The organism is Romboutsia faecis (assembly GCF_014323405.1).
Classification (GTDB): Bacteria; Bacillota; Clostridia; order Peptostreptococcales; family Peptostreptococcaceae; genus Romboutsia_E; species Romboutsia_E faecis.
The window spans coordinates 44116-58136 of record NZ_JACRWE010000001.1; the positions used below are offsets into that span (position 1 = coordinate 44116).

At 26.3% G+C, this 14021-nt stretch carries 14 protein-coding genes and 1 tRNA gene; 3 read left to right on the forward strand and 12 right to left on the reverse strand.

Going from position 1 to position 14021, the window contains the following annotated elements; translation table 11 throughout:
* Window positions 1-120: 120 nt before the first annotated feature.
* Window positions 121-1992 (forward strand): LTA synthase family protein, encoded by a 1872-nt coding sequence (locus H8923_RS00200; protein ID WP_153972869.1) that lies wholly within the window; start codon window positions 121-123, stop codon window positions 1990-1992.
* 102 nt (window positions 1993-2094) lie between these two features.
* Here H8923_RS00200 and H8923_RS00205 read toward each other — a convergent pair whose 3' ends face one another.
* Entirely contained in the window at window positions 2095-3048 is a 954-nt protein-coding gene (locus H8923_RS00205) for an alpha/beta hydrolase (protein ID WP_153972870.1), read from the reverse strand.
* A gap of 111 nt (window positions 3049-3159) precedes the next feature.
* Window positions 3160-3981 carry a hypothetical protein gene (locus H8923_RS00210; protein ID WP_153972871.1) on the reverse strand — a complete coding sequence of 274 codons (822 nt, stop codon included), beginning with the start codon at window positions 3979-3981 and terminating at the stop codon, window positions 3160-3162.
* A gap of 169 nt (window positions 3982-4150) precedes the next feature.
* On the opposite strand from H8923_RS00210, the gene H8923_RS00215 reads away from it, so the two are divergent.
* Window positions 4151-5563 carry an MFS transporter gene (locus H8923_RS00215; protein ID WP_153972872.1) on the forward strand — a complete coding sequence of 471 codons (1413 nt, stop codon included), beginning with the start codon at window positions 4151-4153 and terminating at the stop codon, window positions 5561-5563.
* Between the two features lie 74 nt (window positions 5564-5637).
* Here H8923_RS00215 and H8923_RS00220 read toward each other — a convergent pair whose 3' ends face one another.
* On the reverse strand, window positions 5638-6018 hold the full coding sequence (locus H8923_RS00220) for a VOC family protein (RefSeq protein ID WP_153972873.1): 381 nt from the start codon (window positions 6016-6018) through the stop codon (window positions 5638-5640).
* A 93-nt stretch (window positions 6019-6111) separates the two neighbouring features.
* Entirely contained in the window at window positions 6112-7356 is a 1245-nt protein-coding gene (gene sstT, locus H8923_RS00225; protein ID WP_153972874.1) for a serine/threonine transporter SstT, read from the reverse strand.
* A 221-nt stretch (window positions 7357-7577) separates the two neighbouring features.
* On the opposite strand from sstT, the gene H8923_RS00230 reads away from it, so the two are divergent.
* A complete protein-coding gene (locus H8923_RS00230) occupies window positions 7578-8303 on the forward strand; it encodes a YwaF family protein (RefSeq protein WP_153972875.1) in 726 nt (241 codons plus the stop codon).
* Window positions 8304-8443: 140 nt separating this feature from the next.
* Here H8923_RS00230 and H8923_RS00235 read toward each other — a convergent pair whose 3' ends face one another.
* The 8 genes from H8923_RS00235 to zupT all read right to left on the reverse strand — a co-directional run bounded on the left by H8923_RS00235 (window position 8444) and on the right by zupT (window position 13986).
* The gene (locus H8923_RS00235; RefSeq protein ID WP_153972876.1) at window positions 8444-9802 is read right to left on the reverse strand and encodes an MATE family efflux transporter; all 1359 of its coding nucleotides are present in this window, start codon (window positions 9800-9802) and stop codon (window positions 8444-8446) included.
* Between the two features lie 183 nt (window positions 9803-9985).
* Window positions 9986-10060: transfer RNA gene (locus tag H8923_RS00240), tRNA-Asn, on the reverse strand.
* A gap of 142 nt (window positions 10061-10202) precedes the next feature.
* Window positions 10203-10700 (reverse strand): C40 family peptidase, encoded by a 498-nt coding sequence (locus H8923_RS00245; RefSeq protein WP_153972877.1) that lies wholly within the window; start codon window positions 10698-10700, stop codon window positions 10203-10205.
* A 202-nt stretch (window positions 10701-10902) separates the two neighbouring features.
* Window positions 10903-11250 carry a dihydrofolate reductase family protein gene (locus tag H8923_RS00250; RefSeq protein ID WP_330596570.1) on the reverse strand — a complete coding sequence of 116 codons (348 nt, stop codon included), beginning with the start codon at window positions 11248-11250 and terminating at the stop codon, window positions 10903-10905.
* Complete coding sequence (locus H8923_RS17675) at window positions 11180-11428, reverse strand: dihydrofolate reductase family protein (protein ID WP_330596571.1); 249 nt, start codon at window positions 11426-11428, stop codon at window positions 11180-11182. The genes H8923_RS00250 and H8923_RS17675 overlap by 71 nt, the downstream gene beginning before the upstream one ends.
* Before the next feature lie 136 nt (window positions 11429-11564).
* Window positions 11565-12098 carry a GNAT family N-acetyltransferase gene (locus tag H8923_RS00255; protein WP_153972878.1) on the reverse strand — a complete coding sequence of 178 codons (534 nt, stop codon included), beginning with the start codon at window positions 12096-12098 and terminating at the stop codon, window positions 11565-11567.
* A 142-nt stretch (window positions 12099-12240) separates the two neighbouring features.
* On the reverse strand, window positions 12241-12867 hold the full coding sequence (locus H8923_RS00260) for a hypothetical protein (protein ID WP_153972879.1): 627 nt from the start codon (window positions 12865-12867) through the stop codon (window positions 12241-12243).
* A gap of 282 nt (window positions 12868-13149) precedes the next feature.
* Window positions 13150-13986, reverse strand: coding sequence for a zinc transporter ZupT (gene zupT, locus H8923_RS00265; protein ID WP_153972880.1), 837 nt, complete (start codon window positions 13984-13986; stop codon window positions 13150-13152).
* Window positions 13987-14021 lie beyond the last annotated feature (35 nt).

Below are 14021 nucleotides of genomic sequence, written 5' to 3' on the forward strand. Positions count from 1 at the left end.
ACATTTTATGTTATTTAAATAAGTATATATAACTTATTTATACTTAATATTCAAATTGTTTAAATATATATTATATTTTTATTAAACATAGTGTTAACTTGCATGTTAGAGGGAGGATTTATGCAAATAATAACTTATTTAGTCGCGGGTATTATATTAGCTTTGGTAAATTATTTTTTATTTGAAAGAAATAAAAAAACTTTAACTATTGTAAATGATCTATTATTTTTTATTGTACCATTTAATATAGTATCATTAAGCTTACTAAAATATCTTTTCAACAAATCTAATATACTTGAAAGTTCTATATACACGCCTGTATTTAGTCTTACGTATATTGGTTTCACATTAATTTGTGGTGTAATATTTTTATTTATAAAATTAATGTTAAACTCGAAAGTTATTTTAAGTTCGAAAATTAATTTTTCAAAATCTACAGATAAACTAACTAAAAAAGCTTCATTAATAAAAGTTACATCTATTTTATTCTTTATAATAGGAGTTACTTTTATATTCTTTTCAAATTGGTTTATTGATTACTTTGGAATAATCACACCAGAACAATTTTTATTCAACTTAAAGTCACCACTTAAAGGTACAAGTACTGATATGTTTAAAGAAATTTTTATGACTCCAGTATTTGCTATTGTAGCTAGTACCACTGTATTTTTAATCTTTATGAATTTTTCATATGATATATCTTTGACTAAAGATAATATAAAAAAGAAAATATTATCAAAAAGAATATTAAACAGAATGTCATTTATATTAGCCTTTATATGCCTTATAGTTGGTGTGCCATACGGTTCTCATAAACTTAATTTATCAAAAGTAGTTAAGGCATATTATTCTAATTCGAATTACTTTGATGAAAATTATGTTGATCCACGCGATGTGAAAATGTCATTTCCATCTAAAAAAAGAAATTTAATTCATATTTATCTAGAATCTATTGAGAACACATATCTTTCTAAGGAATTAGGGGGATATATGAATTATAACCTAATGCCTGAGTTAACTGAATTATCTAAGGAAGGTATTTCTTTCTCAGATAATGATAAATTTGGTGGCCCATATCAAACATATGGATCATCATGGTCAGTTGCGGGTATGGTAAATATGAGCGCAGGTATTCCTCTGAAGATACCTATAGGAGCTAACTCGTATGGAAAATCTGGTAGCTTCTTACCTGGAACTATTACTATAGGTGATATACTAGAAGCTCAAGGGTATAACCAAACTATAATGTTTGGAGCGGATTCTGATAGTGGGGGATTAACAACATTCTTCAATACGCATGGTAGCTTTAATATCTTTGATTACAAAGCAGCAAAAGAAAAGGGCTTAATTCCTAAGGATTACAATGTATGGTGGGGATTTGAAGATGATAAATTATACGAATATGCTAAAGATGAGTTAACACGTCTACATAAGGAAGGTAAACCATTTAACTTCACTATGGAAACAGCTGATACTCACTTCCCTGATGGATATTTATCTAAAAATGTGGAAAATAAATACCCTGAACAGTATTCAAATGTTATCGCTTATTCAACAAAAGAAGCGGTTAAATTTATAAGATGGATTCAAAAACAGCCGTTTTATGAAAATACTACAATCGTAGTAACAGGTGACCATTTAAGTATGGATAAAAATTACTTCAAGGAATTTGACCCTTCATATCATAGAACTATATTTAACTTAATACTTAATGCGCCTATAACAACTGATAATATTAAAAATAGAGAATTTGCTCCATTTGATATGTTCCCAACTATTTTAGCTAGTATGGGTGTACAGTTTGAAGGAGATAAGTTGGGATTAGGTACTAATCTTTTCTCAGATAAAAAAACCTTAATCGAAGAAGAAGGATTAGAATCTCTTCAAGATGGATTAGAAAGAAATAGTAATTACTTTAATGATAGATTCATATCAGAAAAAAGAAATAGTATTTTTAAAAACACATTAGTAACTTATAGGAAAACTAATTAAAAATCATTTTTAATATAAAAAGGTAGTGTATTTAAATATCAATTATAATACACTACCTTTTATCATATATTATTAAAACTTTATTTTTTCACTTAGTTGCTTTTAAATCTCTTGTGCTTTATTTACCTTATTCTTTTCATTTAACCAGTTTAATATATCTCTAATTACTTCATCTTTATTAGTTTCATTTAGCATTTCATGTCTACCACCATCGTAAAGTTTACATAAAACATCTTTTACTCCTAATTTAATATATTGATTTCTTAACCTTAAAACACCTTTTCCATTTTTACCTATAGGATCTTTGTCTCCAGACATTATGTATATTGGTAAATCTAGTGGCACTTTTTTCAAGTTTTCTTTATCTTCTATTTCTTGTAATCCCTTTATGAAATCATAAAAAAATCCACAAGTGAATAAAACTCCACAGAAAGGGTCTTCGATGTATTTATCTACCTCTTTTTCATCTCTACTTAACCAGTCAAATTCAGTTCTTGGAGATTTGAATTTTTTATTATTTCCACCAAATATTAAACTATCTAGTGCTTTACTTCTATGTAATCTTCCCTTTTTCTTTATTTCATAATTTATTATTTTCTCAGCTATCTTTAAAATAAAACCATGTTTCCCATTAGAACCTGATAAAATAAGCCCATCTATGCTATTACCATATTTCATAATATATCTTTGACTAGCAAATGACCCCATACTATGCCCAAATAAAAATATAGGTAAATCTTCATTCTCTTCTTTGATTATGTTAGTCAAAGTATTAATATCTTCTACTAAATATGTAAATCCGTTTCTATCTGCTAAATATCCTACATTATCTATTGTTTTGGCTGTTAATCCATGCCCTCTATGGTCATTTATATAAACAGTATATCCATTATCTGTTAGATTTTTTGCAAAGTATTCATATCTTATTGCTGTTTCAGACATACCATGAGATATTTGTACAATACCAATAGAATTTTTATTTTCAGGTTCATATTTATATACATGTATATCTAAATTATCTTTAGTACTTTTAAAATAAAACTCACTACTTTTCATTAGTTATTTATTTCCTTTCCAAATTATTGCTAAATTTATTATACATTGTATATACTTATATTTCTATATAAGTATACATAATGACCTATTATAAACGTATAAATTTATACTCTATATTTGTACAACTTTGCTTATTAAGTAAAATATAAATAAACTTAGTAATGAAAATACTATTCCAATAAATAAAAAGTAAAAAAAATATATATTGTATATTAATATTAACTTAGCTATATTTTGTAAATTTATATTTAATATGTATCCTAATAAAGAAATAACAATCGATAATATAAATATATACCCTATCCCACTTCTTGAATTTTTAAGATCTGCAGAACTCAGTGACATATGAGAAGTTATCGAGCACATTATAAAAATAAATATCCAAAATCTAAAATTTAAGAAATTGTCTATTGATAAAAACATTCCAATAAATAATGCTAAAATTTCTTTAATTACTAAAAAAACTCTATTTATACTATATCCTTCATTATATTTAATCAATTCTATAACGTAACCTGAAAGTTCTATATATATATCTGGAAAAAATAATTTAAAACATAATGCTATAAAAGCACCTCCTAATATCATAGGTGCTATACCTATAAAAAAGTTTCCTATATTCTGATAAATACTCTTAGGGTTATAGCTATGATATACATAACCTAATATTCCTTCTCTTTCATACTTATATGGTGTAAATAGCTTAACCTCTCTTACTTTATGAGCAAATATTTTGCACATAATATAATGGCTTAGTTCGTGAATAGTAGTACCTATTATTCCAGTTATTAAAATTCCTTTTGTTCCAAAAGTGTAATTAATATACTTAAGATTCTTATTTTCTATAAGATTATAAATCAAGCCAAAAATAATAAATATTCCAACTGTTGAAAATGTTAATAATATACTTGAGAAAATTATTTTTAAAACCATTCATTTCCCTTTCTTATTACCAATTTTTATATTTATATATTATCATATCATGATATTTACTAATCTATAATAAAATAATTTTTCGTAAAAAGTTATATATAGATTTTGTATATATACACTAGATTTTGCAAAACTTATTTATAATAAAAGTTTGGAGGTTTGACTAAAAATGAATGAAAATAATAGCTCGAATATATGGTTAATATTAGTAGCCACATGCTTATTCACATTTATGTCTACTCTTGATGGAAGTATAGTAAATATAGCAATGCCTATGATATCAAAGAGTCTTAATATAGAAATGAGTATAGCAGAGTGGATAGTATCATTATATATGCTTACAATCTGTTGTTTACTAATATTTTGGGGTAAATTAAGTGATTCTATTGGAAAAATTAAAATTTTTAGAATCGGAACCTTTGTATTTATTATAGGCTCTTTACTTTGTGGAATAAGTAAATCCATAGAGATGTTACTTTTGTCAAGAATTATACAAGCATTAGGTGCTAGTATGACAATGGCTACAAACTACGGTATAATTACTGAGTATTTCCCTAAAGAAATGAGAGGAAAAAGTCTCGGCATACTTGGTAGCTTTGTTTCTCTTGGTAGTATAGCTGGGCCAAGTTTGGGAGGTCTAATACTTCAAAACTATTCTTGGCATTACATATTCCTAATCAATATTCCAGTAGGCTTATTTGCAATAATTCTTGGCTACTTTGTGTTCCCTAAAAAATCCGCTGAAAATGTGAATTTTAATATTGATTACTTAGGATTTATACTATTCGCAACAAGTATAATTTCTTTATTCATGGGTATATTTATAGGTCAAGTAACTGGATTTAGAACAGTATTAGTGATAGGACTTTTTATTTTATTCGTAGTTATGTTTATTATATTCTTATATGTCGAAAAGATGATTGAAAATCCTTTAATTGATATGACTATATTTAAGAATAAATCATTTTCTCTAGGGTTATTAAGTGCATTATTGGTATTTTCATCAAATTTATTTTTAAATACCTTAATACCTTTTTACTTAGAAGATACATTAATGCTATCGCCAATGGTATCTGGATTAATTCTTATGAGTGTACCATTAGCTATGATAATAGTAGCACCATTAAGTGGGTCTTTATCTGATAAGATCGGTGCTGAAGGTTTAACTTTTAGTGGTTTAGGGATTGTAAGTATATCTCAGGTTTTATTTATATTTTTAAGCCAAAGCACACCTATATATTTTATAGTATTCCTATCGACCCTTACTGGTGTAGGTGTTGCTTTATTCCAATCTCCTAATAACTCTATAATAATGTCTTCCGTTGAACCAAAATATTTAGGTATCGCTGGTAGTATAAATTCATTAGCTAGAAACTTAGGTATGGTTATAGGGTTATCTTTGTCTACTACAATACTATATTTCTCAATGAGTAGTAAGGCAGGATATACTGTTACCGGATATATTAAAGGCCGTGATGACTTATTTTTATATGGAATGCATATAGCATTTATAGTCTCTTTTATACTTTGCTTTATTGCATTTCTAATTACTGGATTTAGATTGTTTTATAAAAGAAAATAAAATTGAATTTCTTAAATATAATTTAAAGCCTTCATATTATGAAGGCTTTTATATCTATTTAACAATATAATTTATTAGAATTTATCTTCACGTAATAAATATTCATTGTTATCTTGGTCTTTAAATGTAAATAATCTAGCATAAGGCATAGTTACTATATCAGTTACCTCTACTCCTTTACTCTTCATTTCATTATATGCATTATCTAAGTTTTCTGTACTTAGTATTACTGTCTTATAATCTACATTAGCTGATGGATATTGACTTTTCATAAGATTCTTATCATATAAAACTATAGTTACCCACTCACTTTCCTGTGGAGCAACTTCTATCCATCTAAGAGGTCCTTCTGTCGCATCTATTTTAGTTACAAAATTTAATTTTTCTGTCCAAAACTTTTTAGCTTCATCTTGGTTGTTTACATATACAGTTACTTTAGCTACTTTGTTTATCATTATTATTTCTCCTTTTGATAATAAATTTTAGTCACTTCATAATAATTTCCAAAATAACAATATCATAATTTTCTCTATCAGTCTACTTATAAATTAATTAGTATCCTTTGAATACTTTACATTTTTAATTTCTTTTTTTCGACGCTTTGCTAATTCAGCTACAGCTGTAAAAAGTACATCTGTAGATGAGTTAAGAGCAGTTTCACAAGAGTCTTGTATAACCCCTACTATAAAACCTACTCCTACAACCTGCATCGCAATATCATTTGGAATTCCAAATAAGCTACAAGCTAGTGGAACTAATAGTAATGATCCTCCAGCTACACCTGAAGCTCCACAAGCACTTACTGCTGATAATAAACTAAGTACTAAAGCCATACCTCTATCTACTTGAATATCAAGAGTATGAACTGCTGCAAGTGTTAATATTGAAATTGTAATAGCCGCGCCCCCCATATTTATAGTAGCTCCAAGTGGAATTGATACAGAGTAAGTATCTTTATCTAAACCTAGTTCATGACATAATCCCATGTTAACTGGTATATTTGCAGCTGAACTACGTGTGAAAAATGCTGTTATACCACTATCTTTCAAACATTTTAATACTAATGGGTATGGATTTTTACGTATTGCTATAAAAACAATCAGTGGATTTACAACAAGTGCTATAAACGCCATTGAACCGACTAATAAAATAATTAATTGACCATATCCAAGTAAAGTTTCTAACCCCTGTGTAGCAATACTATCAAATACAAGTCCCATTATACCGAATGGTGCAAAACTTATTATCCACCTTACTACTTGTGATAATGCGTCTGCTACATTACTTATCATTCTTTTTGTAGATTCTGCAGAATTTTTAAGTGCAAGACCTAAAACTAAGGCCCACGCTAATATACCTATATAGTTTGCATTAAATAATGCTTTAACTGGATTATCTACTATATTCATAAGTAAATTTTTTAATACTTCTACAACTCCTCCAGGAGGTGCAATATCATTAACTTCAGCCCCAAGTGTTAGTGTTATTGGGAACATAAAACTTGCTATAACTGCAACAAGTCCTGCTAAAAATGTACCTAAAAGATAGAGACCAATAATTGAACTCATATTAGTCTTTTTACCACTCTTATGTTGAGAAATAGCAGTCATTACTAAGAAAAATACAAGTATTGGAGCTACTCCTTTTAGTGCTCCTACAAATAATGATCCAAATATTACAATTGGGCTAGCATATGTAGGAACTGTTAAAGCTAAAATAATACCAATAATTAATCCAATAACAATTCTTTTAACTAAACTTATATCATTCCATTTCTTAAATAACTCTCTCATTCTTACCTCCCTTAGTATTTAATAATAAAAATATATTACAATACTTATTCTACACTTTAACAAGGCAATCCTTTTAAAATATGCGATTTTTTAGAATTTTCTATATTTTTTATCAAAGTATTTTTGCAAAATTAGACATAATAGTATATTATAATACAATGTTATAATTATTTTATAAAGTACATAAAATGTACATAATAATTAATTAGAGGGAGATTAATATGAAAAATTTTTATTACTTTTTTAGAAGTGCACCAGATAAAAGCAACTTTATTATATTTGGAAAATTGCATCTAATTATATTATTTGTAGCTGTATTAGTAAGTGTTTTTATTTTTGCTATGAAATTAGAAAATAGAATACTAGAATTATTTATAGGATCTACATTGATAATCCAGCAAGTAATTTTATATACTTGGTATTTTACAGGTAAATATAATCTACTAAAAGAAGGATTACCATTATTTCATTGTCGGATTGCCATTATCTTTGTGGGAATTGGTTTAGTTTTTAATAAAAAATCTTTAATGAAAATAGGTTCTTATTGGGGTATATTTGGTTCAATATCAGCTTTATTACTTCCTGGAATAGATCCTTTTTTATTTCCACATATAACTCAATACTCCTATTTTATTGGGCATTTGTTTCTTTTATGGGGCTCTATTTACTTACTGCATGTAAAGAAAATAGGTATGTCAGAAATGGATTTAAAAAATCTGATAGTATTTACAACTACCTATCATTTATTAATGCTAATAGTAAATACAATATTAAATTCTAATTATGCTTATATGAACGCACCTCCATTTAATATAGGTGATGGATTAAATCCTTTAGTATACTCTTTAGCTGTAATTATGACTTTCAATATAGTATTGTTCATAGAATACATTTTTATTAATAAAAATACAGTTGTAAATGAAGATTGCGAGGCTCAGTATAATTAATCAAAATAAAGCTTATGATATTATAAATAGCATTATTTTATAATATCATAAGCTTTTATATTATATCTATATGTTATTTCATTCTTATCCTATTAATATATCATTAATAAAGTATTTAATAATCTTAATAATTATTAAACCTATCTATCACCTAATGTCACATTATTTATCCAGTTACCTTTTTTAACTCTTATATAAGCTGCTATTCCTTTTAATATTTCATCACTTTTTAATAATAAAAATACTATAGGTATACTAAACTTAAAATAGAATACTCCAATAAAGCCAAGTGGAATAGCTACACACCACATGAATATCATCTCATATTTAAATACAAATTTATTATCCCCTGCTCCTCTAAGTATCCCCATCATAATAGTTGATCCTAATGATCTAAAAAATATGCCTATAGATGTTGCTATCATTATATCTTTTGCAATTAATTTAGTCTGTATGCTTACATTATAGATATCCACTATAAATATTCTTATTACATATACAACTATAGCTGCAATAATTCCGCAAATTAAACTCAAAATAGCAATAGTATTTGCATATTCTTTTACCTTTTTATATAGTCCTTTTCCTATTGTATTTCCTATTATCACCGATGACGCGCTAGATAAACCTTGTATAAATAATAATGCAAATTGATACACTATATTGTTTATACTATTTGCTGCTACAACCTTTGTTCCCATTCTTGCAACTATTATTGATATTGTTGAAGATCCAATTGTCCAAAATAACTCATTAAAAAAAATCGGAGTAGTTACTCTTATAAACTTATTTCTTATATCTTTATTATTATTTTTAATTAAGTTAATTTTATATTTAATTTTTTTCTCAAAAAATATCATATATATTATTACTAGCAAGAATTCAGAACATCTTGATATTACAGTAGCAATAGCTGCTCCTTGTATCCCTAAAGGCCTAATACCAAACCTTCCAAATATCAATATATAGTTAAAAGTTATATTTATTAATAAAGACATTGAATTTATTACCATAGGAGCCTTTACATTTTTTACTGCTCTTAATACGCTGTTTGTTGAAATTGTCAGTGAATAAAAAATATAACTAATACTTACTATTCGTATGTATTTTATACCTTGATTTATAACATATTTATCATTAGTAAATAGCTGCATAAACTCTTTAGGCAAAAGAATGGATATTAGAAAAAATATTATTGATAATATAATAGCTATTTTATAAGTTACATTTAATATACTATGTATTGAATTTATATCTTTTTTACCATAGTACTGAGCAGACATTACACTAGCTCCTCCACCTAAACCAAACATAAGAATAATTAGCATAAAAAATAAATGCCCCCCTATTGACGATGCTGATAACTGTATTTCTCCTAACTTACCTAACATAACAGTATCCGCCATATTTACTGATACTGTTATTAGATTTTGCAACGTTATTGGTATAGATATTTTTATAATAGTTTTGTAAAAGTTTTTATCTTTCGTTAATTGCATATTTTATCTTTCCTTTTCAAACTTTATATATCTTATGTTTTCTTATTTTTCTTAATATTATTCTATAGCATATTGAATATCTTAATATTAGCTCCTGTATACTTTTCAATAATATTCTTTTATTTATTTTTTTGCATAAAAAAAGCTATTATTAAAATATTAATAGCTTTTTAGTACTTATATTGGCTCCTAGGGAGGGTCTCGAACCCTCAACCTACCGGTTAACAGCCGGTTGCTCCACCATTGAGCTACCTCGGAATACTTTAAATTTCTCATGTCAACACTTTTTATAAATAAATATATATGTACTTGTCCAATTATGTATTCTTAATAATTTATTCATAATATTAAAACAGAGAAGATTCTCTACTTCAAGTATCTTCTCTATTTTAATATCAAGTTATTTATTATTCTTTAAAATATTATTTACATATCCAATTGGTCTATATACTTCACCATTTTTATACATAAGAACTGGGGAAATCTTCACACCACCTATCGGGTATGCCATATCATTAGCAGATTGTATAACTTTACCTTTACCTATATACATAACAACATGTCCAGGAGTGTAGATTAAATCACCTGGCTGTAAATCAGATTTATCTATCCTATAATTCTTTAATACTTCTTTTTGTTGTAATGTAGAATATCCTATCTCTACCCCTGTTATTTTTTTATAGGTCCAATAAGTAAGTCCAGAGCAGTCAAATGCTTGATTTTTAATATACTTATCCCTTTCTAAAGGATAATGCTTTATTCCATATTCAAAGATAAGCTCATCTAATCTTTCATTAGTCATTATTTCTCCCTTACCACCCCAGACGTATTCAAGCCCTATTTTTTCTTTAGCTAGCAATATTACTTCATTCACTAATTTTAAATCATGTTCAGTCATATTTTTAGTTTCATCAATATACTTTTCTTCTATATATTTATTATAAAATAAAAAACTTAATGCAATTATTATAAGTACTAAAGATAATTTTATTAGCTTCTTGATTTTATTTATCCCCTTTCACACTTCATAATTATAAAAAATCATACTAAATACATCATTATTTCACCATAAAGCAATAAATATATTTTTAATTTGCATTTTATCTTTTTGAATATCTTAATATTGTAATTCCATTATCTACAATATAGTCATCTAACTTCAAATCTATTTTTGGATTATTACCTAAAAATAACGATCTTCCATTTCCTAATATAGTAGGTATTATTCCTATTATATACTCATCTATAATGTCTGCCTTAATGAAATTATCTATTACAATTCCTCCTCCAAATAAGAATATATCCTTGCCTTCTTTTTTTCTTTCTTCTTCTATAACTTTACATATATCACCATTTATAAAAGTTATATTATCATAATCAGCTATATTTTTTGAAGTAGCTATGTATACTTTTTTTATTTTTAAAATCATTATGAAAATTTTGCTCATAGCACTTTCTACCCATTACTACCGTATCTATTCCTTCTAAAAATTTATTATAATCCCATGTCTTTTCAGTATCTAGTTTATCACTTCCATCTCCAACTATCCAATCATATCCTCCATTATTTGAAGCTATATATCCATCAATGCTCATCGCCAGATTTAATATTATTTTTCTACTCATATTTTAATTCCTCTTTTCTATATCTATTGTTTAAATTACTTATTCTTATTTATAAAAACTCTCTTTATTTAAGCAACCTATTTAATATTAAATCAAATTAAATAAGAGCATAATAATATGCTCTTATTCTTCATATCTAATTACATTCTGAGTATGTCATGATGACATTTCTTAAAAATTCATTAAATACATCATACTCATATTTCTCTAAATTTTTATTATAACACATAACTTTTAAACTATGACCTTCATATCCTTTTCTATATGGAGGGTGTACATGATTAAATTCTTGTAAAATAAACCCTATTTTCGAATAAAACCTAAGTCTTTTAATCCCAATTTCGTCTATAGGTGGATCAATTTCTAAAATTATTATGCTATTGTCATCACAGAATTTCTCTAGTATCCTTGAACCATAATTTTTACCTCTTAATTCAGAAGATATGGCTAGATGTTCAATATATTTATATTTATCAAATTCCCAATATAATAATATACCTACAACTAAACCTTCATCACATATAACTATACAATTATATCTATCATCTTTTAATGCTTCTATTTGATTTTCTAAAGTTCTCTGTTCAAATATAGGAAAACTACTTGTGTATATATTCCATACATCGCTCCAGTAATTATTATTTGTATCATTAATTCTTATACACTTCATACTTCACTCCTAAATTAACTATATTTCATATATTATACAAAATAAATTACTGACTTAGCTATGATTTATTAAAAAATATTATAATTATTTGTTTTAATATAAATAATTATAATATTTTATTTTTTATTTAAATGTTCGATTATTAAACCCTTTCTATCTTATTTACGCCATCATCCTCAACATATTTAAATTCATTATTTACAGTATTAATGAAAGATTTAATCCATAAGCTTCTTAATTGATAAAATAATTCAACTTCATCATGCCAGATATCCTTATGAACACAGATTCGTCTTTTCCAACTTACAATATCTTCATTCGATTCTATAATTTCATTAACTCTATCACATGGCATTCCATCTAAAATATAGTCATTTATTTTATTATATATATTTTTTGCATTTAATAAGTCTATTTCTTGTGATAAACATTCTTTACCTGCCTTAAGTCCTTGGTCTATATATACTTTTTCTATTTTACTAATACTATTTTTATCCTTGTCAAGAATTAGCCTTATCCAATATGCCATTCTTCCTTCAGCAGAATGAATTCTTTCTTGAAGCCATCCATGTATATTATTAGTATCTATAATTTCCTCTAAAGGTTTATTAGGTAGTTTTTCTCCAAAATGTTCATTAGCATTTTTTAATAATTTGTTAATATCTAACTTCTCTTGTTTAGCTATCTTTATTATTTCCTCCTCTAGTCCTTCAAACCATAATATTTTATTATATAACCAGTAATGTATTTTTCCTAAATATAAGCTCATAATGGCCTCCTAAATATAACAATTTTATTTTAGTTATTTATTAAATTAGATTTCCTTAAATTTCATTAAAAAATACATTATGTTTTTACATTAGTAAAATATTTTTATATGAAATATTATTAATGCTTTTGACTATATCAATCTCTATAATTCCTATTCAAAAATAAACTAAATCATAATATTTAATATCTAAAAAGAGTAAACTCTAAATAGAATTTACTCTTAACTTTATTAGTATCTTTCTAATATTAAAATTATACTAAAGTAATTAAATCTTACTTTCTACATAAACAACCATAAACTTATAGCCATAACTGCCATTCCCGCTACTAAACCGTAAATAGATAAATGTCCTTTTCCATATTCTCTAGATAGTGGCAGTAGCTCATCTAGAGATATAAATACCATAATACCAGCAACACTTGCAAATAAAACACCAAATACTGTATCATTCATAATCGGCATCAATATTAAATATCCAACTAAAGCGCCAATAGGCTCAGCAAGGCCAGATATAAAAGAATATATAAATGCCTTTTTCTTACTTCCTGTTGCATAATAAATAGGAACAGATACTGAAATTCCTTCTGGAATATTATGTATCGCAATTGCTACAACAATAGGAATTGCTATAGAAAAGTCTTGTAAGGCTGATACAAAAGTTGCTATTCCTTCTGGAAAGTTATGTATTCCTATAGCAAGTGCAGTAAATACACCAGTTCTTAGTAATTTATTACTTTCTAGTGAAGAATCATTAATCTCTGATTTATTACTTTCTAGTGAAGAATCATTAATCTCTGATGTATCATGTACCTCATGAGGATTACTTTCTGATGGAATAAATTTATCTATTAATAATATTAAGAGTATCCCTATAAAAAATGCTATTATTGTTATTCCGGTTCCTATTTTATCTCCAAACGATATAGATAATTTATGTTTTGCATCTGAGAATATCTCTATCATAGATACATAAATCATAACACCCGCTGAAAATCCTAGTGTGACAGATAAAAACTTTTTATTTTCTGTTTTAGAAAAAAATGCAATACAACTTCCAATGCCTGTAGATAATCCTGCAATAGCTGTTAACATAAAAGCAAAAGCTATACTTCCCATTCATCCCCTCCTTTTACTCTATATTATTTATATTC

What these genes read in the sequence shown, in the direction of transcription:
- H8923_RS00200 (WP_153972869.1), top strand. Translation starts at nt 121, where the DNA reads ATGCAAATAATAACTTATTTAGTCGCGGGTATTATATTAGCTTTGGTA.
- H8923_RS00205 (WP_153972870.1), bottom strand. Translation starts at nt 3,048, where the DNA reads ATGAAAAGTAGTGAGTTTTATTTTAAAAGTACTAAAGATAATTTAGAT.
- H8923_RS00210 (WP_153972871.1), bottom strand. Translation starts at nt 3,981, where the DNA reads ATGGTTTTAAAAATAATTTTCTCAAGTATATTATTAACATTTTCAACA.
- H8923_RS00215 (WP_153972872.1), top strand. Translation starts at nt 4,151, where the DNA reads ATGAATGAAAATAATAGCTCGAATATATGGTTAATATTAGTAGCCACA.
- H8923_RS00220 (WP_153972873.1), bottom strand. Translation starts at nt 6,018, where the DNA reads ATGATAAACAAAGTAGCTAAAGTAACTGTATATGTAAACAACCAAGAT.
- sstT (WP_153972874.1), bottom strand. Translation starts at nt 7,356, where the DNA reads ATGAGAGAGTTATTTAAGAAATGGAATGATATAAGTTTAGTTAAAAGA.
- H8923_RS00230 (WP_153972875.1), top strand. Translation starts at nt 7,578, where the DNA reads ATGAAAAATTTTTATTACTTTTTTAGAAGTGCACCAGATAAAAGCAAC.
- H8923_RS00235 (WP_153972876.1), bottom strand. Translation starts at nt 9,802, where the DNA reads ATGCAATTAACGAAAGATAAAAACTTTTACAAAACTATTATAAAAATA.
- H8923_RS00245 (WP_153972877.1), bottom strand. Translation starts at nt 10,700, where the DNA reads ATGACTGAACATGATTTAAAATTAGTGAATGAAGTAATATTGCTAGCT.
- H8923_RS00250 (WP_330596570.1), bottom strand. Translation starts at nt 11,250, where the DNA reads ATGAGCAAAATTTTCATAATGATTTTAAAAATAAAAAAAGTATACATA.
- H8923_RS17675 (WP_330596571.1), bottom strand. Translation starts at nt 11,428, where the DNA reads ATGAGTAGAAAAATAATATTAAATCTGGCGATGAGCATTGATGGATAT.
- H8923_RS00255 (WP_153972878.1), bottom strand. Translation starts at nt 12,098, where the DNA reads ATGAAGTGTATAAGAATTAATGATACAAATAATAATTACTGGAGCGAT.
- H8923_RS00260 (WP_153972879.1), bottom strand. Translation starts at nt 12,867, where the DNA reads ATGAGCTTATATTTAGGAAAAATACATTACTGGTTATATAATAAAATA.
- zupT (WP_153972880.1), bottom strand. Translation starts at nt 13,986, where the DNA reads ATGGGAAGTATAGCTTTTGCTTTTATGTTAACAGCTATTGCAGGATTA.